Here is a 20,069-nt window from a genome sequence, read left to right on the forward strand (position 1 = left end):
GGTGACGCGTTCGTCGACTGCTGTTAATTTCCTCTCCGCAACGTCTGTGTCGAGCGCAGCGCCACGCTGTTGTTCCACGCCGGCCACGACCGCCAGCGCAATATCCATGCGGGCTCCACGCATCGGATGTTGAGCGCTTACAATGCGAAACTGCGCAAGTATCTCATCGACAATCATTACATGGAGACGCTGGCGTTTCACACCATTCCGGGCAGCACGATCATCGACCGGTTCGGCTACCGGGAATGTCCGCGCCAGTAGCCGTCGCGAGATCAGGCGGCGTCCCACTTCACCGGCAGATTGAGTAATCCCCGAAACGCCCAGCCGCCGATTCGCACCGGTTCGCTCTCGTCCAGCCGCAGGCCCTTCAGCCGCGCGAACGCGCTCGGCAGCGCGACGTCGGCCACCATGGCGCGGGAGGCGAACGCGCCGGCGCAATAATGCGGCCCGGCGCCGAAGGCGATGCTCTTCTGGGTGTCGCGGGTGATGTCGAAACGATCCGGCTCGGCAAAGCAGGCCTCGTCGCGATTGGCCGAGCCGAACATGAAGAACACGCGGTCTTCCGGCTCGAAGTCGATGCCTGCATAGGTCCACGGCTTGGCGACGCGTCGCGGCGACATGCCGATCGGCGCGATCCAGCGCGCGTATTCCTCAAATACGTCGAGCCACTTCGCCCTGCCGTCCTGAACCAGCGCGAGCTGTTCGGGATGCGTCAGCAACGCCCAGGTCGCGCCTGCTATCGCATCGCGCGGCTCGTTCTGCCCGCCCGAAATCGCAAGCTTGATGTTGGCGCGGATGCTTTCCATGTTCTGGCCTGACGCCAGCAGCACGCTCAGGATCGAGGTGTTCGGGTGTTTCTTCACCACCGGAATCATGTCGTCGATCGCGGCATCGATGCCTGATGTCGCCGCATGGCAGCGCGCCTCGACCTCCTTGTTGCCGGTGTAATTGGCGATGCCGTCGATCATCGCCTGCGACCACGCGTCCATGTCCTGGTAGCGCATGTTGGTCAAACCAGTGACGTCCTTCAGGCATTCGGCCGACAGCGGCAGCGCCAGCGCCTTGCAGAGATCGGCAGCGCCTTTCGGCGCGAGCTCGTCGAGGATGCGGTCCGCATGAGCCTGAAATTGTCGGACCCAGGTGTCGCGTACCGTGCGCGGCGACACCGCGGGAAACATCGCGTGCCGCTCGCTCATGTGCGCATCGCCATCCTTGCGCATCATGTTGTGGCCCATCAGCACGTTCATCAGCCCGTTCGGCTGGTGCGAGGAGAACACGTCGATGCGCTTCTCCTGGGTGAAGATGTCGTCGCGGCGGGTGAACACGGTGGAGCCCAACTGCGGCACGAACGCGATCGGCGCTTCCTTCCGCATCTTCGCCAGTGCGGGATAGGGATCGGCCCAGAACGAGGGGACGTCGATGTCGAAATGCGGGGCGTTGGACATGATGTGCTCACACAGCTCGGTAACCGCCGTCGACCATCACGATCGATCCGGATACGTAAGCCGAAAGATCGGAGGCGAGGAAGATCGCGGGGCCGACGATATCTTCCGCTGTGCCGGCGCGCCCCAGCGGGGTGTGGTCCATGAAGGTCTTCACAAGGTCCGGATTGTTGGCGCGGGCATTGGCGTTCAGCGGCGTTGCGATGAAGCCCGGGCCGATCGCGTTGACGCGGACGCCTTCCTTGCCGAGTTCGGCGGCGAGCGCCTTGGTGAAGCCGAGCACGCCGTGCTTGGAGGCGGTGTAGGCCGGCGAGCTTGGCGTGCGCACATGCACGAAGGACTGGATCGAGCCGATATTGACGATGCGTCCCTTGCTGGCGCGCAAGGGCGCGAGGAACGCATGCGTCACATTGAAGACGCCGGTGAGGTTGATCGCGATGATGTCTTCCCAGTCGTTGATCACGGCGTCCGCCGCGCCCAGCATGCCGTTGCGGCGGACGATGCCGGCATTGTTGACGAGGATCGAGACCTGTCCGACCTTGTCGGCGATCTGTTTTGCCATTGCGACGCAGTCCTCGCGTTTGGCGACATCGAGCGGAAAGCTTTCAGCACTTCCGCCAGCGTCGCGGATTTCCTTCGCGGCCTCGGCCGCCGCCTTCTCCTCCCTGTCGAGCAGCACGACGCGCGCGCCCTCGCGGGCATAGCCGGCCGCGATGGCGCGCCCGATCCCGGAGCCTGCACCGGTGACGACGGCGATGTGATTCTGGAGAAGGGGCATGGGGCGTTCCTCTGCTTTTGGTTTTGGCGGAGGATAGCAAGCGTACCCGTTAGTACAAGATCCGTAGGATGGGTAGAGCGTAGCGAAACCCATCGATGGCTACAGATGAGCGAAAAGATGGGTATCGCTTCGCTCCACCCATCCTACGGAACCATAACGACGCTACAGCTTGCAGGTAATGTAGCCCGGATGGAGCGCAGCGAAATCCGGGGGACCGGCCTCACTCGGACAGATTTCCCCGGATTGCGCTTCGCTCCATCCGGGCTACGACGAAATCAAAGCGAGCAGGTGCCGTTGCGCAAGAGGCCATCCTTGAAGGCCAGCGCGTCGCCGAAGGTCGGCACTTCACTGCGTACGATCACGGTGTAATTCCCGGGATACGGCGCGGTCGGGATGCTCTGGTCCCAGATCTGGCAGAAGCCGGAATCCTGCCAGCGGATCAGGTGATAGGCGGCCTGCGCCGGGCTCGACGCGGCAAGTGCGGTGAAGCCGATGCCGGCAACGGCGCAGAGGGCAAAAATACGACGCATCTTCAATCTCCTGTTTGGAACACGGGCTCTCGCGCCCGGATCCCCCTTGAGTAGCGGGCAAGGCGAGAAGGTTCAAAGGCGCAAACCGCGAAGTGGAATGGGTTAGCGAAATCCTCAACCGCTGTTATGATTCAGCCCCGGCCGCGGGGCGATGCCATTGTCGTGAAGGAGGCGAAGCATGATGCAAGCAGCAAGCCCATGGCGCGCGCTAAGCCCGCGCAGCCGCGCAAGCGCCGTGCTGACCATGCTGTGCGCGGTAGCCGCGCTATCGTTTCCATCGGGCGGATCGCCGGCCGCCGCGCCGATCGCGGTGGCGGTGGCGGATTTCGATTATTTCGACACCTCGGGAGAAGTCGCGGACCAGAGCGCGGAGCATCGCGCCCGCGTGGCGTCGTTTGCAAAGTTGCTGCGCGATAATCTGGCGGCCCAGGGCGATTATCGCGTGGTGCCGATCGAATGCCCCGATCATCCCTGCACCGCCACCAGCATGTCGCAGGAGGTTTTCATCGCCGCCGTCCGCCGCGCCGGCGCGCGGCTCGTGGTCTATGGCGGCATCCGCAAGATGAGCACGCTGGTGCAATGGGGCGAAATCCAGCTGCTGGACCTCGAAGCCGAGAAATTGTTGATGCGGCGAACGGTGACGTTCCGCGGCGACAACGATGCCGCCTATCGCCATGCCGCCGATTTCGTCAGCAATACGCTGAAGGAAACGATGCCGAAGCCGTGACGCATCACCGCGGCTGAAGCTGCGCTACGCACTCGATCTCGATCAGCATTTTCGGATCGGGCAGCGCCTGCACCACGCAGGTGGTACGGGCGGGGTAGGGCGCGGGTCCGAAGGCGGAGGCATACAGCACGTTCATCGCGGCGACGTCGGAGGCGCGCGTCAGCAGCACGTTGACCTTGACGAGATCGCGAAACGTCGCGCCCGCCTCGTCGAGTACGCGCTTGATGTTGGCGACGACGAAGCCGAACTGTGCCTCGAAACCATCAGCCAGCGCGCCCTTGTCGTCAAAACCCGGAATGCCCGAGACGAACAGCAGGTCGCCTGTGCGCGCGGCGAAGGAGAGTGGCGGGGACTTGACGCCGGCGGGCGGCGCGAAGTGCTGGATCGGGGCCATGGGACACCTTCATGAATGGGTTCGGTGCTTTGAGCCTAACGCGCCGCTGCCTCGCTGGAAAGGCAGCGGCGCTGCGCTTGCGACCCGCCGATAGGACTGAAAAAGCTTGATGCCGGTACGAGGAGATCCCCGGAGGAGATACTAGCGCAAGATGATCGCGGCGAGCGTAATGCAGTTCACAGGCGCGATAATTTTCGTTCGCTTGTGCACGTTTGCATATCGGCATCTCGGCCAGATTTTGATGAAATTGTGTCTTGCCCGCCGTCATGCGCCGGCGCGCGGGCCATCAATACGCTTTTCCCGTCCGCCCGATAAGGTACAATCGGCTCGTCACGACTCAATCGGTGCCGCACGCTGGCCCGCCAATTCCGCACCAATTTTTCCCTGGAGAAAATATCCATGAAGATGCCATCCGCCCTCCGTGCCGCCATGCTCGCGCTTGCGGCCCTCGTGGGCGTTACACTGTCCTCCGCCGTGCGTGCCGACGAAGGTTTCGTGCAGCTCACGATCTACAAGGCGGGCTGGGTGATCGGTGGCTCCGGCGGCAGCGGCGTGCTGGATTTCCGCGGACGGCGCTATCGGCTTTCGACCGGCGGGCTGGACTACGGCTTCGTGTTCGGCGGCTCGAAGACGATACTGCGCGGCCGCGTCAGCAACATCTATCGTCCCTCCGACGTCGCCGGCGTCTACGGCGCGGCCGGCGCGGGCCTTGCGGTGGGCCGCGGCGCGCGCGCGATCGTGCTGTCCAACCAGAAGGGTGCGGTGCTCGAATTGACCGGACACCAGGTGGGATTGATGGCGAACGCAGATCTCAGCGGATTAGCGATTACGATGCGGTAACTTGTAGGGTGGGCAAAGGCGCGAAGCGCCGTGCCCACCATCCAGCACATCGCGCGAAATGGTGGGCACGCTTCGCTTTGCCCACCCTACGGCGCCGGATCAAAATGGTGGGCACCTGGCGATGAATCGGGAAGAATTGGTCGCCGCTTACACGTCCCCTAGCCGCCACTATCACAACCTCGCGCATATCGAGGACTGTCTCGGTGCGCTCGCGCACGTCGAAAATCTTTCGGCGCTCGATCACGAAATTCTGTCCGCGGCGATCTGGTGGCACGATGTCGTCTATGACGCGACACGCTCGGACAATGAAGAACTCAGTGCCCGGTTGGCCGAACAGCACGTTCGCGAGGATATTCGTCAGGAAGTCGGCCGCCTGATCCGTCTAACCAAGACACATGACGTCCAGCCCGACGATCGCCTTGGCGCCATCCTGATCTCGATCGACCTCAGCATCCTGGGCGCGGAGCCCGCACGCTATGACGCCTACGCCGCGGCGATCCGGCAGGAGTTCATCCATGTGCCGGAGGGCGACTATCGCGCCGGCCGCGCCAAGGTGCTCGGCCAGTTCGCTGCACGGCCGGTCATCTTTCCCGATACGGCTTTTGCCACGAGATATGACCGGCAGGCCCGCGAAAACCTCGCGCGCGAACTGGCTTCGTTGCGCTGACGGCTGTAATTACCTCACCCCGAGAAAATCCCGCTTGCCGATCTCCACGCCGTTGTGCCGCAAAATGCCGTGCGCCGTGGCAGCATGAAAATAGAAATTCGGGAAGGCGAAGTTGGCGAGATATTGCTGGCCCTTCATCGTCATGGTGTTGCTCGGGCCGATGGGAAACGTCACTTCGCGCGTATCGCCACCGTCGAACTGCGCCGGCTTGAACGACTTCACATAGTCGATTGTCTTTGCAATCCGCTGCTGCAACTCTTCAAAGCTCTTCTCGGTATCGGGCGTAGACGGCACCTCGCTGCCGGTGAGGCGCGCGCAGGTTTTTGCAGCGAAATCGCAGACCGTCTGGATCTGGCGCGTCAGCGGATACATGTCGGGATAGAGCCGGGCATTGAGCAGCACCTCGGGCTGGATGTTCTTCGCCTTGCAATGCGCTTCCGCCTTGGTGAGCAGGCCGGAAAGGCTGCCGAGAATCTGCAGGAAGGCGGGCACGGTTAAGTCGTGGAAAGACATGTGATGCTCTTTTCGTGATGTGGAATGAGGCCTCGGGAGAATGAGACGCTTTTCGAGATGGGGAGCTGTGAGAGAAATACAACTCTTGCAGCCTGCGGATCACGAACCCGTAGCCCGGATGGAACGAAGCGCAATCCGGGGTTCTGTATACGCGGCACCGTCCCGGATTTCGCTTCGCTCCATCCGGGCTACGGCTACAACTACCGCGCCGCCGGCATCGCCGAGGCGGCCGGCTGCGCCTGTACGCCGGGCCCGCGCATCCGTGCCAGCAATTCCGCCGTCGGCCAGGAATCCGCCGGCAGGCCGTATTTGATCTGCATCGCCTTCACCGCCGTGCGGCTCAACTGTCCCATCACGCCGTCGACCTTGCCGACATTGAAGCCCACGCGCACCAACAGCTGCTGCAGCTCCTTCAGCTCGTTTAACGGCAGTTGTGCCACCGGTGCGGTAGGCTGCCGCATCGGCGGGGCGCCGGCGATGCGGCTGGCGAGATAGGCCGCGGTGGTCGAATAGATCAGCGAGTTGTTCCACTCGGTGTAGGCGGCGAAATTCGCGTACGCCAGAAACGCCGGTCCCGTGCGGCCCATCGGCAAGAGCAGCGACGCCGGCATGTCGTCGTTCGGTAGCGGCCTGCCGTCGGGATAGGTGACGCCGAGCTGCGCGAATTTTGCGCGCGACAGTTTGACGGTGAGGTCAGCCTGGTCCCACGGGAAATTCGCCGGCGCGCGCACTTCCTGCAGCCACGGCTCGCCGCGCCGCCACTTCAATCCGTTGGCGATGTAGTTCGCGGTCGAGCCGATCACGTCGGGTGCGCTGCGCAGCATGTCGCGGTGGCCGTCGCCGTCATAGTCCACCGCATAGTTGAAGTAATGCGTCGGCAAAAATTGCGCCTGGCCGAGTTCGCCGGCCCATGAGCCGATCATCTCGCTTGGCTTGAGATCGCCGCGGTCGATGATCTTCAAGGCGGCGATGGTTTCCTTCTGGAACATCTCCGAGCGGCGGCAGTCATAAGCCAGCGAAACCAGCGACGGCAGCGTATGCAGCTTGCCCAACTCGGCGCCAAAACTGCTCTCCAGCCCCCAGAACGCGGCGATCACGGCGGGCGGCACGCCATATTCTTTCTCGGCGCGGTTGAACGCTGCCGCATGCATCCGGACTCTCGCCTGCGCATTTTTCGCCGCGCCCTCGGACGCCCTGTTCCGTGAGAATTCGGTGAACACCTGGCCGAACACGCGCTGGCCGCGGTCGCGGTTGACGATGCTTTGGTCGTAGGTGAGGTAGGCTGCGGCCTCGGCCAGCGCGCGCTGCGACACGCCCTCCGCCAGCGCCTGCTGCTTGAGGTCGGCAAGGAAGCGGTCGAACGACATGCCGTTGTGACAGGCCGCCGCGCGGGGCGAGCGCGGAGCGGCGGCCGGCTGCTGCTGCCCCGGTACCGGTGCGACCGCCGGCCTCGGCGCCGCCGCGGGGCGGGCGGGGGCCGGTTGGGCGATGGCGAGGGATGAAAGTGTCAGGGACGCAGCGGCGGCAACGAGGAATCGGAAAAGCGGCATCGATGTCACCGGAGCAAAAGCAGGAACCGTAGGGTGGGCAAAGCGAAGCGTGCCCACCATTTCGCGGGAATTCCACAAGGTCAATCGATTCGGTGGGCACGGCGCAAGTGCGCCTTTGCCCACCCTACGGCCCCGGAGCAATCAAGCCCCGCCGCGCGCATAGGAGCCTGCCGTATCAACCTGATCTCGCAGGCTGTTCCAATCGTTGATCCCCGTGTAGGCTTGTCGCGCTGCCGGGCCAATATAAGGCCATCGCCCCTATCGGGCGGGCGGACAAAAGGGAGATGGCGGGAAGACCATGATGGAACTCCGATATCTGGCGCCTGATACGCTTGATGAAGCGGTCGGCGCATTTGCGAAAGCCGGCAGCGCCGCGCGCATCCTGGCCGGCGGCACGGATTTGCTGGTGCAGATGCGATCCGGAATGCTCAAGCCCGGCGTGATCGTCGACATCAAGAAAATCCCCGAGATGACGGGAATCGAGCAGGCGGCCGATGGCGGCTTTCGCATCGGCGCCGCCGTCTCCGGCATGGCGCTCGCGGAACACAAGAGCTTTGGCAAGGTCTGGCCCGGCGTGCTGGAGGCCATCAACCTGATCGGTTCCAAGCAGGTGCAGGGCCGGGCGTCCGCGGGCGGCAATCTCTGCAACGGCTCGCCCGCCGGCGACAGCGTGCCCGCGATGGTCGCGGCCGGCGCCATCGTCACCGTGCAGGGCCCGGGCGGCCGCCGCGAGATGAGGGTCGAAGACGTTCCCGCCGGTCCCGGCCGCACCAACTTCAAACCCGGTGAGATTCTTGTGAGCTTCACGCTGCCGCCGCGTCCACCCGGCTCCAGCGACGCGTACTTGCGCATGATCCCGCGTACCGAAATGGACATCGCCGTCGTCGGCATTGGCGTCAGCGTGACGATCAAGGACGGCACCGTCACCGCCGCCCGCGTCGGCTTGGGTGCGGTCGCGCCGACCGTGCTGCTGGTCGAAGACGCCGCCAAGGCGCTGATCGGCTCAAAGCTCGACGATGCTGCGCTCGCCAAGGCGGCCGCCGCGTGCTCCGCCGCGTGCCGTCCGATCGACGACAAGCGCGGCACCATTGCCTACCGCACCAAAGTGGCCGGCGTGCTGCTCAAGCGCACCGCTGCGATCGCCGCCCAACGCGCTCAAGGGAAATAGAACTCAATGGCCAAAGTTCACGTCACCACGTCAATCAACGGCGAGCCGATGGAATTTCTGTGCGAGCCATCAGACACCATGCTCGATGCGCTGCGCGGTCCGTTGGCGCTCACCGGTTCCAAGGAAGGCTGCGCCTCCGGCGATTGCGGCGCCTGCTCGATCACGCTCGACGATCGCCTGATCTGCTCCTGCCTGATGCTCGCGGTCGAAGCGCAGGACCACGAGATCCGCACCATCGAAGGCATGGCGCAGGGCGACAAGCTGCATCCGCTGCAGCAGAAGTTTCTGGAAATGGCCGCACTTCAATGCGGCATCTGCACATCAGGCATGCTGGTCGCCTCCGACGCGCTGCTCAAGAAGAATCCGGAGCCGAGCGAGGAGGAAGTCCGCTTCTGGCTCGCCGGCAATCTCTGCCGGTGCACCGGCTATGACAAGATCGTCCGCGCGGTGATGGAAACCGCCGCCGAAATGCGCGCCCAATAAAGCTGGAGCCAGCCCAATGAATCTCGTCACCAACAACAAGTGGATCGGCCAGCGCACCATCCGTCCTGACGGCATGGACAAGGTCACCGGCCGCGCCCAGTTCGCCGCCGACACCACCATGCCCGGCATGATCTGGGGCAAGGTTCTGCGCAGCCCGCACCCGCATGCGCGCATCCGGTCGATCGACACCTCGAAGGCCGAGAAGCTGCCGGGCGTAAAAGCCGTCGTCACTTCGAAGGACATCGTCGATTTCCCGATCGACAAGGGCGCGGTCATGCTGGGCATCCAGGACATGCGCTGGATGTGCCGCAACGTGATGGCACGCGACAAGGCGCTGTTCCCTGGACACCCCATAGCGGCCGTGGCCGCGACCACGGAAGCGATCGCAGCGGAAGCCTGCAAGCTGATCGAGGTCGACTACGAGGTGCTGCCGTGGTCGATCGAGATCGACGACGCGATTCTGCCCGATGCGCCCATCCTGCACGAGTTCAACAAGTTCGACGGCAAGCCGTCCAACATCGCCGGCCGCCTCGAGCACAAAAAGGGCGACATCGCGGATGGTTTCAAGAAGGCCGATGTCATCATTGAACGCACCTTCACCACGCGTCCCGTTCATCAGGGCTATATCGAGCCGCATGCCTGCCTGATCTCGGTTGCGCCCGACGGCAAGACCACGATCTGGAGCTCCAGCCAGGGCCAGTTCATGGTGCGCGCGATGACGGCCTATCTCACCGGCATTCCGCAGAGCGACATCCGCGCCATCCCCGCCGAGATCGGCGGCGGCTTTGGCGGCAAGACCATCGTCTATCTCGAACCGCTCGCGACGCTGCTCGCCAAAAAATCCGGCCGTCCGGTGAAGATGGTGATGACGCGCGAGGAAGTGATGCGCGCGACCGGCCCCACCTCAGGCTCGAAGAGCACGGTGAAGATCGGCGCGACCAGGGACGGCAAGATCGTCGCCGCGCACGGCACCTTCTATCTGCAGGCCGGCGCGTTCCCGGGCTCGCCGATCCGCGGCGCCGCCGGCTGCAGCTTCACGCCGTACGACATTCCGAACCTGCTCTCCGAAGGCTACGACGTCTGCTCCAACCGCTCGAAAGTCGCGGCCTATCGTGCGCCCGGCGCGCCGATCGGCGCCTATGCGGTGGAATGCGTGATGGATGAAGTCGCCGAAGCCTTGAAGATGGACCCGCTCGACTTCCGCCTGAAGAACGCCGCAAAGGAAGGAACGAAAGCCGCGCACGGCCCGGTGTTCCCGCGCATCGGCTATATCGAGACCGTGGAAGCGGCGAAGAATTCCGATCACTACAAGGCGCCGCTCGGCAAGCTTCAGGGCAGGGGCGTCGCTAGCGGCTTCTGGTTCAATGCCGGCGGCGAATCCTCCGCGCAAGTCAACATCACCGAGGACGGCAACGTCGTCGTCACCACCGGTCACCCTGATATTGGCGGTTCGCGCGCGGGCATCGCCAACATCTGCGCCGAACTACTCGGCATCGACTACCGCCGCGTCTCCGTCATCATCGGCGACACGCAGACGATTGGCTTTTCCAACCTCACCGGTGGCAGCCGCGTGCTGTTCGCTTCGTCGATTGTCGTGACACAGTCGACCGAAAAGATCATCCAGACGCTGCGCGAGCGCGCCGCGAAGATCTGGGAGATCGATCCCGAAGCGGTGAAGTGGGAGAACGGCGCGGCGCATCCGGTGAGCCCGAACGCCGGCCAGTTCGAACCGCTGACGCTGGAAGAGCTCGCCGAGAAGGCGCCCGCGATGGGCGGCCCGATCGGCGCCGGCGTGCAGCTCAACACCACGGGCGCAGACGGCGGCTTCGGCACGCATGTCTGCGACGTCGAGGTCGATGTCGATCTCGGCATCGCGCGCGTCATTCGCTACACCGCCGTGCAGGATGTCGGCCGCGCCATTCACCCCGGCTATGTCGAGGGCCAGCTCCAGGGCGGCGTTGCCCAAGGCATCGGCTGGGCACTGAACGAGGAATACATCTACACCAAGGAAGGCAAGGTCGATAACCCCGGCTTCCTCGACTATCGCATGCCGGTCTGCTCGGACCTGCCGATGCTCGATTGCATCATGGTCGAAGTGCCGAACCCGAAGCACCCGCAAGGCGTCAAGGGCGTCGGCGAAGTGCCGCTGGTCCCCGTGATGGCGGCAGTCGCCAACGCCATCTACAACGCGCTCGGAAAACGTTTCTACGCCCTGCCGATGTCTCCGCCGAAGGTACTGGAGGTGCTGGAGGCGCCGACGCAGCAGGCTGCGGAGTAGGATGAGCTTCGTAGGATGGGTAGAGCGCAGCGATACCCATCAATTGTCGCCAATCGGACGAATTGATGGGTATCGCTTCGCTCCACCCATCCTACGGGACTATCGGCCGGTAAAAATGAGTGACGTGCTTCCCTATCGCACCATGGCGTACAACAACGCCTGGGCAAACCACCGGCTCCTCACCGCCTGCGCGCGGCTGACGCCGGAGGAGTTCACCGCAAAGCGAACCGGCTTCTTTCCAAGCCTGCGCGCCACGCTCAACCACATCCTGATCATCGACCATTTTTACGTCGACGCGATGGAAGGCGGCACGCTCGGCCCGGCCGCCTTCGCGGATCAAGAGCCTTGCGCAACGGTCACAGCGCTGAAGGAAGCCCAGGCCGCAGTCGATCGGCGTTTGCTCAAGGTTGTCGAAGCGCTCGACGGCGCCGGACTGCAGCGCATCGTCTCCGTGCATCGCGGCACCTCCATCCAGCGCGAGCGGATGGACCGATTGCTCCTGCACCTGTTCCAGCACCAGGTGCACCATCGCGGCCAGGCCCACAGCATGCTCAGCGGCACGTCGGTGAGCCCGCCTCAACTCGACGAATTCTTCTCGGCGGGTGAGGCGCCGCTGCGGGCGGCGGAGTTCGCGGAATTGGGCTGGACGGAGGAACGGATATGGGGCGAGCCGGACGGTGAGGTTTGAACGAGCGTAGCCCGGATCAGCGGAGCGACATCCGGGACCTTTATTGTCCCATTCCCCGCATATCGCGGAGCCTGTCATCGAGCGCGCATTTGCGCGACCCGTTGGCGCATGCGGGCTACTGGATCACTTGATCTTATTGATCCGCCGCAAATCCTGATCGATCCGCGACTGCCATCCGGGGCCGCCAGCCTTGTATTTCTCGATCACCTGGCCGGATAGCCGCAACGACACTAGCTTTTTCGTCGGGGCCTTGTTTGGTCCGCGGCCACGCCGGATCGATGCTGCAAGCTCCGGCAGCGCTTCAGCGAAGGGCTTCGCCTTCGACATCTGTTCGTCGGTGAGTTCGGGATTGTCGGAGACCGCATCCCAATCCTTCCGGCTGTATCCCTTTCCGGTCTTGTAGGTCTTAGCCATCGAGGAGCTTCCTTTCCTTACGGCTCGCGGGGCGCATGCTGACGATACTCACGCCTTCCGAGCCGAGAGCGACGAACACCACGACAACAATGCCGTTCGCGAGACGTCCCACGGCGATCAGCCGGTTGCCTTTGCCCGGCACGATTACGGATCGTTCGAAAAACGTTTCATCCAGATCAGCGAAGTCGAGGCCATCGTGCTTGGCGATGTTGGCAAGGCGCTTCGGTTCGTCCCAAACGATCTTCACGAATATATTGTATCTACAAAATAACTGGAGTCAATGGCTTCGGCCCCAAGGCATTGGTTGGCAACTGTATGGTGCTGCATTCCGTTCCCCGCATGTCGCGGAGCCGTCATCCGGCGCGTTCGCGCGACCCGTTGGCGCATGCAGGCTAGACGATGCCGGCTTCACCTGAAGATCAATCAACCCAGCGGGATCAGGACGCAGAGCGTCAAGGTGATCCCGAGCATAAGCCGCCCAAATTTCTCCAGCGATGAAATCTGCGAGGGATCACGATCCGGCTGGCGATCCAGCCAGCGGCGGAAGACGGCTAGCGGCCAACCGAAGAGCCAACCAAAGATCAGGCCGAAGAGACGTACGACACCTTCAGGCAAATCCACTGCGTATCACTCTGTTCTCAAACGATTGGGCAGCCCATTTTGAACGTCGTGATAAGGGCGTCTATGATGGCGGGCCCGTGGAGATGCAAACGTGAACGATCAAAATCCTCCTTCCACTTCCCCCTTCCAGTCCATCCGCGCCGTCGACTACACCGTCATCATCGTGCGCGACATGGCGGCGATGCGCCGCTTCTATGAGGGCATCCTCCGCTTATCCCTGACGCGGGAGCTTTCGGCGGGATGGATCGAATATCAGATCGGCGGCAACACGCTCGCGCTGTCGCGGCCGGGCCGGACGGCGAAGGATGCGCCGACGCCCACCGGCAGCGCTTCGCTGCAGCTCGCGTTCAAGGTCGCGGTTGATGACGTCGATCGCTGCGCCGACGAACTGCTGCGGCACGGCGTCGATCTGCTGGAGCCGCCGACGAACCAGCCGTTCGGTCATCGCACGCTGTTCTTCAGGGATCCCGATGGGAATCTGCTGGAGGTGTATGCGGAGATCTGATGCGGGGGAGAACCGTAGCCCGGATGGAGCGCAGCGCAATCCGGGACAGGTCGTTTCGCGGAGATAGTCCCCGGATTTCGCTGCGCTCCATCCGGGCTACGGCAGGCGTTGTGCCGCCCGCGTTGCTGCGCTCAGTTCAGCGTCAGCCACACCAGGTTGCCGTCGTGGTGGCAGGTATTGCAGTGCGCCGGCTGGTTGAAGGTGTTGGCGAGCTGCCATTCCTGCGCTTCGTTGCTCCATTGCGCGGTGGCGTGGCAGATGATGTCGTCGGAACCGCAGGCGGCGCAGACCGGCGTGGAACGGGCAGCCCGATTCGTCACCTTCCGCTCGACCGGCTGCGGCCGGTCCTGTGGGATCCGGTCTTGACTGACCCGGTCCTGGACGATTTCGAACGGGTTCATCAGCTTAACGCGTCGCAACATTGGGCCTGCATCCATCCGCGAGTTCTGAGAATCGCTTGCTTTGAATCGCTTGCTTTCAAACTAGCGAATCGGCTTGGCCGTTCCATCGCAAAATTGAGGAATACCCACGTTTTAAATGTGATCGTCACCAGCGGGACACAGAAGCGGCTTTCCGGCGGGAGAAAGCGGTCCATTGATGCATCGCACTGCGCCAATGACGTGAGAGACCTAAAAAGATCGAACCTGTGGACATGCGCAAGCGAAACGGCCCGGCATCGATGCCGGGCCGCGCTACGCGCGGACCCGTCGGCACCTCCTCACCATGAGGGTTCAGAGTCCTCCGGCCGCTGCGTAAACAGCCGCCAATTCGCCGGCGACGGAGGCAAAACGAATTCGTCTCCGAGGAGAGCGCGGCATAAGCCGTCAAACCATTGCGCAGGGAAGGCCGGATGCCCCGGCTGATACCTGTATGCTCGTGTGCGTTTTCTCTGCGCTTATTGCACACGAGACCGCAGTGCCAGCCAGCACCCGGCCTTCCCTGCGCCCTCTGATTTCTGGGGGCTGAGAATTCCAGCACAACTTGGGCGCAACGCGCCGCGGGAATGCAAGCCCATATCCATCCGTCGTCCCTGCGAACGCAGGGACCCATAGCCACAGGGAGCAGTATTTTGCGCGCTCTTCGCTCCATCGTGCTTCAACAACAATGGCCGCGGCGTATGGGTCCCTGGTGGGCACGCTGCGCTTTGCCCACCCTACATTCCCGCAATGACGACTACACCCTCACAACTCCCGCGCATTCGAAAACGCAAACGACGACACCCGCCGCGTGTTCTCATCCAAAATCAGCGTCCGCGTGATCGGCGGCTCGGCGCGCTGGCTGCAGTTTTCGCGTTCGCAAAGCCGGCAGTTGACGCCGATCGGCGTACCCTCGGCCTTGTCCAGATCCATGCCGGCGGCGTAGACGAGTTTCGACGCATGACGGATTTCACAACCAAGGCCGATCGCAAAGCGCGGCTGCGGTTGCGGGTGCGGGGCGATCGGCCGGCGCACCATCTGCGCGATCGAGAAGTAGCGGGTGCCGTCGGGCAGTTCGATCACCTGCTTGAGCAGGCGGTCGGGCGTGTCGAAGGTCGAGTGCACGTTCCACAGCGGGCAGGTGCCGCCGAATTTCGAGAACGGGAACGTGCCGGAGGAGAATCTTTTGGAGACGTTGCCGGCATTGTCGACGCGCAGCAGGAAGAATGGCACGCCGCGCGCGTTCGGCCGCTGCAGCGTGGTGAGGCGGTGGCACACCTGTTCGAACCCGGCGTTGAAGCGCTGCGCCAGCACGTGCACGTCGTAGTTCAGCGCCTCGGCCGCGGCGTGGAACGGCTGATAGGGCATCATCACGGCGGCGGCGAAGTAATTCGCCAGCGTAATGCGGTAGAGCCGGCGCGGCGTGTCGTCGAGCGGTCCGGCGCGATTGACGATGGCGTCGATCGCCGCGCCGCATTCGGCGAGGCCGATCTGCAGCGCGAGCTGGAAGGCGCGGCCGGAGCCGTCGACCAATTCGGAGATCAGAAGCTGCCGGCGGTGCCGGTCGAACCGCCGCAGCGTCTCGCGCATCACGTCGACTGGCATGATGCGGGTGACGATCGAATGCTTTTCGCGCAGCCGCGCCGAAAGTGCTGCGAACAGTTCCTCGGCGGAGGCGTTGAGTTCGTCGCGCAGGTTTTCCGCGGCCTGTTCGAGCTCCGGGAAATAGTTGCGGTTGGCCTCGATCAGGTCGCGGACGCGCTCGATCGGGTTGGCCTCGAAGCGGGAACCCTCGTCGCGGTCCGCCATCTGCGCTGCGACCAGCGTCTCGCCGCGGCGGGCCTCAGTATAGGCGGCGTACAGGCGCTGCAGGGAGTGCGTCACCCCGGGGCAGAGTTCGGCGAGGTCGCGCAGTTCCTGCTTCGGCAGGTCTATCTGCCGGAACAGCGGATCGGAGAAGATCTCGTTCAGTTCGGCGAAAAAACGATCCTCGTCGGCGGTGGCGAGGTCGCGCAAATCGAGGTCATAGGTTTCGGCCAGCCGCAGCAGGATCTGCGCCGTCACCGGGCGCTGGTTCCGCTCTATCAGGTTGATATAGCTCGGAGAAATGCCCAGCCCCTCGGCGATCTGGGTCTGCGACAGTCCGAGTTGCTGGCGGATCCGCCGGAATCGGGGGCCGACGAAGAGCTTCTTTCCGGAGTCGGTGGCCATGGCAGGTTCCCTAACCTGATTGTGACAAAATTTACAAAGTGACATCTATGACAAGTTCATATGTTACATGACATCACCATTCGAAATCAAGGCATCTATACGAATTGAGCAGTTTGGCGTTTAGCTCTCAGGCACATTTCGCAACGCACTGTCACGAATGTCGATAAGGATGATGAACATGAACTACCAGCCACGTGGGATCAGCGACCCGGCTATCCAGGGACCGGCTTCCTATCTGAGCGAGGTTGGAGCTGCCGAGGCGCTCCTCGAGACCCAGCCGACCTGGAACGGCGTCACCGCCGAAGCCGTGGCGCGGATGCGCCTGCAGAACCGCTTCAAGACCGGCCTGGACATCGCCCGCTACACCGCGGCGCTGATGCGCGCCGATATGGCTGCCTATGACGCCGATCCCACCAAGTACACCCAGTCGCTCGGTTGCTGGCATGGCTTCATCGCGCAGCAGAAGCTGATTTCGGTCAAGAAGCATTTCGGCAAGACCGATCGCCGCTATCTGTATCTCTCGGGCTGGATGATCGCAGCACTTCGCTCCGAGTTCGGGCCGCTGCCTGACCAGTCGATGCACGAGAAGACCTCGGTGCCGGCGCTGATCGAAGAGCTCTACACCTTCCTCCGTCAGGCGGACTCCCGTGAGCTCAATGATATCTTCCGCGCCATCGACGTCGCCCGCAAGGCAGGCGACAAGGCGAAGGAAAAGGAACTGATCGAAAAGGTCGACAACTTCCAGACTCATGTCGTGCCCGTCATCGCTGACATCGATGCCGGTTTCGGCAATGCGGAGGCGACCTATCTGCTCGCAAAGAAGATGATTGAAGCGGGTGCGTGCGCTCTGCAGATCGAAAATCAGGTCTCCGACGAAAAGCAGTGCGGCCACCAGGACGGCAAGGTGACTGTGCCGCACGAGGTGTTCCTGGCGAAGATCCGGGCCTGCCGCCATGCGTTCCTCGAACTGGGCGTCGAAGACGGCATCATCGTGACCCGCACCGACTCGCTGGGTGCCGGTCTCACGCAGCAGATCGCCGTGAGCCACAAGCCCGGCGACCTCGGCGATCAGTACAACAGCTTCCTGGATTGCGAGGAAGTGACCGCCGCCAACGCGAAGAACGGCGATGTCATCATCAATCGCAACGGCAAGATGATGCGTCCGAAGCGGCTTGCCAGCAACCTCTACCAGTTCCGTGCCGGCACGGGTGAAGATCGCTGCGTGCTCGACAGCATCACCTCGCTGCAGAACGGTGCCGACCTGTTGTGGATCGAGACCGAGAAGCCGCATATCGAGCAGATCGCCAAGATGGTCGACCGCATTCGCGAGGTCATTCCGAACGCGAAGCTGGCCTACAACAACTCGCCCTCGTTCAACTGGACGCTCAACTTCCGTTGGCAGGTGTACGACGCGATGAAGGAAGCCGGCAAGGATGTCAGCAAGTACAATCGGGCCGACCTGATGAAGCCGGAATACGACGATACGCCGCTGGGCATTGAAGCCGACGAGCGCATCCGCACCTTCCAGGCTGATTCAGCAAAGCGCGCCGGCATCTTCCACCATCTGATCACGTTGCCGACCTATCACACGGCGGCTCTGTCGACTGATAATCTCGCGAAGGAGTATTTCGGCGAGCAGGGCATGCTGGGCTATGTGAAGAACGTTCAGCGTCAGGAGATCCGTCAGGGCATCGCCTGTGCAAAGCATCAGAACATGGCCGGCTCCGATATCGGTGACGAACACAAGGAATACTTCGCCGGGGAAGCCGCCCTGAAGGCGGGCGGCGCCCACAACACGATGAACCAGTTCGGCTAACGGTAACAGCAGGAGACTAGTCATGACGAAGAGCAATTTCTGGGTGATTGGCGGCGAGTTCGGATCGATGAACTTCCACAAGCTCGTGGAAGGCTCGGCGCAGGTACAGGGACCCTTCAAGACCCGCAAAGAGGCCGAGGATGCCTGGCGCACGGTCTCGGAAGAGAACCGTCACAAGGCCGGTGTGCGCTTTTCGATCGTCGAAGAGCCCTCCCGCGTCTCGGCCTGAGCGCCTGCTGCCAATAAGAGTTAGGGAAACCCCCAAGGACAGGCGGCCCCATCCGGATAAACCGGGTGGGGCCGTTTGCGTTCTTCTCCCTCTCCCGCTTGCGGGGGCGAGACGAGCCGAGCTCGCTCTGGGAGGGCCGGGGTGGGGGTGCCGCCGCGGGCTCGAAACCCAGTGGATCGCTAACCCATTGCAAACAAACAGCCATTGCGCGCAACATAGTTACTGCTAGGTTAACCGGGCCCACCCTCCCAGGATAAAGGCGGCTTACGATGTCAAACGCGCAAAACACCGGCAACGAGGCCCGCGACATGCGACCGACGCGGCTGCGCGACGCGCTCCGCCAGGCCCGCATCGAGGCCGCCGACCGCACCGGCGTCGTGGTCGAACTGCGCGACGCCGAAGTCGCCCGGCTCGAGATCCTGAACGAGGCGCTCGATCCGCTGTTCGCAGAGGTGCCGGAGCAGGTCGACCTGTTCGATCGCGGCGTCAGCCAGGGCGAGACGCCGCGGCTGTGGATCGATGTGGTGGCGCATGTGGTGATGGGGCGCGACAAGCGCATCTACCGCTTCGTGCAGGATACGCGCTTCGGCCGCATCGTGATCGCCGAGTCGCATGACGTGCCTGTCATCGTCGATGCCGTCACCGGCTATGTCGCGCGCCGCATGATCGAGCGCGAGCATGCGATGGTGGCAATGCAGGCGGCCGAGCCTGCGGTGGAGAAGAAGCCGCGCCGCCGCGGCTTCGGCATGTTCGTGCTCGGCTTCGCGCTGGGCGCGGTGGCGCTATTCGGATTGGCGCTGTATGCGAGTCTGAAGAATCTGTAGCGGCGCCGGCAACATTCGGGGGGCATCGTGGCAGCTGCCTCTAGAGCAGCGTCGCCTGCTTGATCTGCTTGACGCGGAAGTCGGCGTCGATGGCGCGCACGGTGTGCACGCAGCGCCATTGATCGCCGTCGCGCGCGATCGAAAACAGATTGTACGCCGCGGCCGGATAATGCCGGTGCGCCAGCGCCGACGCCGACGGCACGCCGACCGCGGGGATCTGGCGGTCGGCGCCTTCGAGCCATATCGTCGAATGGATGTGGTCGTGGCCGTGCAGGACCAGTTCCACGCCGCGCCGCTTCAGCACGGCACGAAGCGCCATCGAGTCGGTCAGGCGCTTCATCCGCGAACCCGAGTGCAGGGGATGATGAACCAGCAGCACCCGGAAGGCCTCATCGGCGGACATCTGCGCCAGATGGCGATCGAGCGCATCGAGCTGCGCGCGGCCAAGCCGGCCGGTCGCCATCAATGGCAGCGTCGGCACCGCCGAGGACACGCCGATCAGCACCAGCGGGCCACGCCGGCGCACGAACGGAAACGGCATGCCGTCCGCCGCAGCATCGCCGCGCAGATATTGCTCGAACGCACCGGCGAACCGATGCCGCGTCGCCCGCACATAGGCGTCGTGATTGCCGGGAACGACCGTGACCCGTTGCGGCGTGCCGACGCTTTCGAGCCAGACCTGGGCCGGGGTGAATTCCGCCTCCAGCGCCAGGTTGACGAGATCGCCGGTCACCGCGATGTGGTCCGGCCGCTGCGCCTGCATGTCGGCGACCAGCGCGTCCAGCACCTCGCGGCGGTGATATTTGTGGCGGTTGCGGGTCCAGTTGAGATAACCGAGCGCACGCTTGCCGGCGAGATCGCGAAGCCGCGCCGCAGGCAGGGGCGGTATATGCGGATCGGACAGATGCGCCAGCGTGAAGGTATCGGTCATTCGCGCTCCGCCGCATTCCCTGTGATATAGAGCCGTCGCACGAT

General features: G+C 63.4%; 24 protein-coding genes. 12 read left to right on the forward strand and 12 right to left on the reverse strand.

All coding sequences use genetic code 11. The features are described from left to right. Positions 1 to 129: 129 nt before the first annotated feature. Positions 130 to 261 carry a hypothetical protein gene (locus tag IVB22_RS41415; RefSeq protein WP_256467449.1) on the forward strand — a complete coding sequence of 44 codons (132 nt, stop codon included), beginning with the start codon at positions 130 to 132 and terminating at the stop codon, positions 259 to 261. Positions 262 to 272: 11 nt separating this feature from the next. Here IVB22_RS41415 and IVB22_RS25265 read toward each other — a convergent pair whose 3' ends face one another. The 3 genes from IVB22_RS25265 to IVB22_RS25275 form a co-directional block, all read right to left on the reverse strand. Further along, positions 273 to 1,445 (reverse strand): cytochrome P450, encoded by a 1,173-nt coding sequence (locus IVB22_RS25265; RefSeq protein ID WP_247519956.1) that lies wholly within the window; start codon positions 1,443 to 1,445, stop codon positions 273 to 275. A 7-nt stretch (positions 1,446 to 1,452) separates the two neighbouring features. Further along, entirely contained in the window at positions 1,453 to 2,220 is a 768-nt protein-coding gene (locus IVB22_RS25270) for an SDR family NAD(P)-dependent oxidoreductase (RefSeq protein ID WP_247519957.1), read from the reverse strand. A gap of 275 nt (positions 2,221 to 2,495) precedes the next feature. Next, positions 2,496 to 2,750, reverse strand: coding sequence for a hypothetical protein (locus IVB22_RS25275; protein ID WP_247519958.1), 255 nt, complete (start codon positions 2,748 to 2,750; stop codon positions 2,496 to 2,498). 178 nt (positions 2,751 to 2,928) lie between these two features. Here IVB22_RS25275 and IVB22_RS25280 point away from each other — a divergent pair, with 178 nt between their 5' ends. Then, positions 2,929 to 3,477: a DUF2380 domain-containing protein gene (locus tag IVB22_RS25280; RefSeq protein WP_247519959.1), complete on the forward strand. Its 549-nt coding sequence runs from the start codon at positions 2,929 to 2,931 to the stop codon at positions 3,475 to 3,477. 4 nt (positions 3,478 to 3,481) lie between these two features. Here the strand turns inward: IVB22_RS25280 and IVB22_RS25285 are convergent, their stop codons facing one another. Continuing rightward, complete coding sequence (locus IVB22_RS25285; protein ID WP_247519960.1) at positions 3,482 to 3,871, reverse strand: RidA family protein; 390 nt, start codon at positions 3,869 to 3,871, stop codon at positions 3,482 to 3,484. Positions 3,872 to 4,270: 399 nt separating this feature from the next. Between IVB22_RS25285 and IVB22_RS25290 the strand changes: the two genes are divergently transcribed. Together IVB22_RS25290 and IVB22_RS25295 are read left to right on the forward strand one after the other, a co-directional pair. Beyond that, the gene (locus IVB22_RS25290) at positions 4,271 to 4,711 is read left to right on the forward strand and encodes a hypothetical protein (RefSeq protein ID WP_247519961.1); all 441 of its coding nucleotides are present in this window, start codon (positions 4,271 to 4,273) and stop codon (positions 4,709 to 4,711) included. A 121-nt stretch (positions 4,712 to 4,832) separates the two neighbouring features. Further along, the gene (locus tag IVB22_RS25295; RefSeq protein WP_247519962.1) at positions 4,833 to 5,378 is read left to right on the forward strand and encodes a phosphohydrolase; all 546 of its coding nucleotides are present in this window, start codon (positions 4,833 to 4,835) and stop codon (positions 5,376 to 5,378) included. Positions 5,379 to 5,387: 9 nt separating this feature from the next. Here IVB22_RS25295 and IVB22_RS25300 read toward each other — a convergent pair whose 3' ends face one another. Next, positions 5,388 to 5,891, reverse strand: coding sequence for a DUF1993 family protein (locus IVB22_RS25300; protein WP_247519963.1), 504 nt, complete (start codon positions 5,889 to 5,891; stop codon positions 5,388 to 5,390). Positions 5,892 to 6,091: 200 nt separating this feature from the next. Beyond that, on the reverse strand, positions 6,092 to 7,441 hold the full coding sequence (locus IVB22_RS25305) for a lytic murein transglycosylase (protein WP_247519964.1): 1,350 nt from the start codon (positions 7,439 to 7,441) through the stop codon (positions 6,092 to 6,094). 298 nt (positions 7,442 to 7,739) lie between these two features. Here IVB22_RS25305 and IVB22_RS25310 point away from each other — a divergent pair, with 298 nt between their 5' ends. The 4 genes from IVB22_RS25310 to IVB22_RS25325 all read left to right on the forward strand — a co-directional run bounded on the left by IVB22_RS25310 (position 7,740) and on the right by IVB22_RS25325 (position 12,058). Then, complete coding sequence (locus IVB22_RS25310; RefSeq protein ID WP_247519965.1) at positions 7,740 to 8,609, forward strand: xanthine dehydrogenase family protein subunit M; 870 nt, start codon at positions 7,740 to 7,742, stop codon at positions 8,607 to 8,609. Positions 8,610 to 8,615: 6 nt separating this feature from the next. Next, positions 8,616 to 9,092, forward strand: coding sequence for a (2Fe-2S)-binding protein (locus tag IVB22_RS25315; RefSeq protein WP_247519966.1), 477 nt, complete (start codon positions 8,616 to 8,618; stop codon positions 9,090 to 9,092). A 16-nt stretch (positions 9,093 to 9,108) separates the two neighbouring features. Beyond that, a complete protein-coding gene (locus tag IVB22_RS25320) occupies positions 9,109 to 11,370 on the forward strand; it encodes a xanthine dehydrogenase family protein molybdopterin-binding subunit (protein WP_247519967.1) in 2,262 nt (753 codons plus the stop codon). Between the two features lie 115 nt (positions 11,371 to 11,485). After that, on the forward strand, positions 11,486 to 12,058 hold the full coding sequence (locus tag IVB22_RS25325) for a DinB family protein (RefSeq protein WP_247519968.1): 573 nt from the start codon (positions 11,486 to 11,488) through the stop codon (positions 12,056 to 12,058). A 123-nt stretch (positions 12,059 to 12,181) separates the two neighbouring features. On the opposite strand, the gene IVB22_RS25330 is transcribed toward IVB22_RS25325, so the two are convergent. The 3 genes from IVB22_RS25330 to IVB22_RS25340 form a co-directional block, all read right to left on the reverse strand. Next, positions 12,182 to 12,472, reverse strand: coding sequence for a BrnA antitoxin family protein (locus IVB22_RS25330; RefSeq protein ID WP_247519969.1), 291 nt, complete (start codon positions 12,470 to 12,472; stop codon positions 12,182 to 12,184). Beyond that, on the reverse strand, positions 12,465 to 12,719 hold the full coding sequence (locus tag IVB22_RS25335) for a BrnT family toxin (protein WP_247519970.1): 255 nt from the start codon (positions 12,717 to 12,719) through the stop codon (positions 12,465 to 12,467). The genes IVB22_RS25330 and IVB22_RS25335 overlap by 8 nt, the downstream gene beginning before the upstream one ends. Positions 12,720 to 12,895: 176 nt before the next feature. Beyond that, on the reverse strand, positions 12,896 to 13,093 hold the full coding sequence (locus tag IVB22_RS25340; protein WP_247519971.1) for a hypothetical protein: 198 nt from the start codon (positions 13,091 to 13,093) through the stop codon (positions 12,896 to 12,898). 91 nt (positions 13,094 to 13,184) lie between these two features. On the opposite strand from IVB22_RS25340, the gene IVB22_RS25345 reads away from it, so the two are divergent. Continuing rightward, positions 13,185 to 13,598, forward strand: coding sequence for a VOC family protein (locus tag IVB22_RS25345; RefSeq protein ID WP_247519972.1), 414 nt, complete (start codon positions 13,185 to 13,187; stop codon positions 13,596 to 13,598). A gap of 131 nt (positions 13,599 to 13,729) precedes the next feature. On the opposite strand, the gene IVB22_RS25350 is transcribed toward IVB22_RS25345, so the two are convergent. Both IVB22_RS25350 and IVB22_RS25355 read right to left on the reverse strand, forming a co-directional pair. Next, positions 13,730 to 14,020: a hypothetical protein gene (locus IVB22_RS25350; RefSeq protein ID WP_247519973.1), complete on the reverse strand. Its 291-nt coding sequence runs from the start codon at positions 14,018 to 14,020 to the stop codon at positions 13,730 to 13,732. 759 nt (positions 14,021 to 14,779) lie between these two features. Further along, entirely contained in the window at positions 14,780 to 16,225 is a 1,446-nt protein-coding gene (locus IVB22_RS25355; protein WP_247519974.1) for a short-chain fatty acyl-CoA regulator family protein, read from the reverse strand. A 178-nt stretch (positions 16,226 to 16,403) separates the two neighbouring features. Between IVB22_RS25355 and IVB22_RS25360 the strand changes: the two genes are divergently transcribed. The 3 genes from IVB22_RS25360 to IVB22_RS25370 all read left to right on the forward strand — a co-directional run bounded on the left by IVB22_RS25360 (position 16,404) and on the right by IVB22_RS25370 (position 19,094). Next, positions 16,404 to 18,041 (forward strand): isocitrate lyase, encoded by a 1,638-nt coding sequence (locus IVB22_RS25360; RefSeq protein WP_247519975.1) that lies wholly within the window; start codon positions 16,404 to 16,406, stop codon positions 18,039 to 18,041. A 22-nt stretch (positions 18,042 to 18,063) separates the two neighbouring features. Continuing rightward, positions 18,064 to 18,270, forward strand: coding sequence for a hypothetical protein (locus tag IVB22_RS25365; RefSeq protein WP_138834393.1), 207 nt, complete (start codon positions 18,064 to 18,066; stop codon positions 18,268 to 18,270). A 269-nt stretch (positions 18,271 to 18,539) separates the two neighbouring features. Further along, on the forward strand, positions 18,540 to 19,094 hold the full coding sequence (locus IVB22_RS25370) for a hypothetical protein (protein ID WP_247519976.1): 555 nt from the start codon (positions 18,540 to 18,542) through the stop codon (positions 19,092 to 19,094). A gap of 40 nt (positions 19,095 to 19,134) precedes the next feature. Here IVB22_RS25370 and IVB22_RS25375 read toward each other — a convergent pair whose 3' ends face one another. After that, complete coding sequence (locus IVB22_RS25375; protein WP_247519977.1) at positions 19,135 to 20,025, reverse strand: metallophosphoesterase; 891 nt, start codon at positions 20,023 to 20,025, stop codon at positions 19,135 to 19,137. Positions 20,026 to 20,069 lie beyond the last annotated feature (44 nt).

The sequence above is a fragment of the Bradyrhizobium sp. 190 genome, assembly GCF_023073415.1.
GTDB lineage: Bacteria > Pseudomonadota > Alphaproteobacteria > Rhizobiales > Xanthobacteraceae > Bradyrhizobium.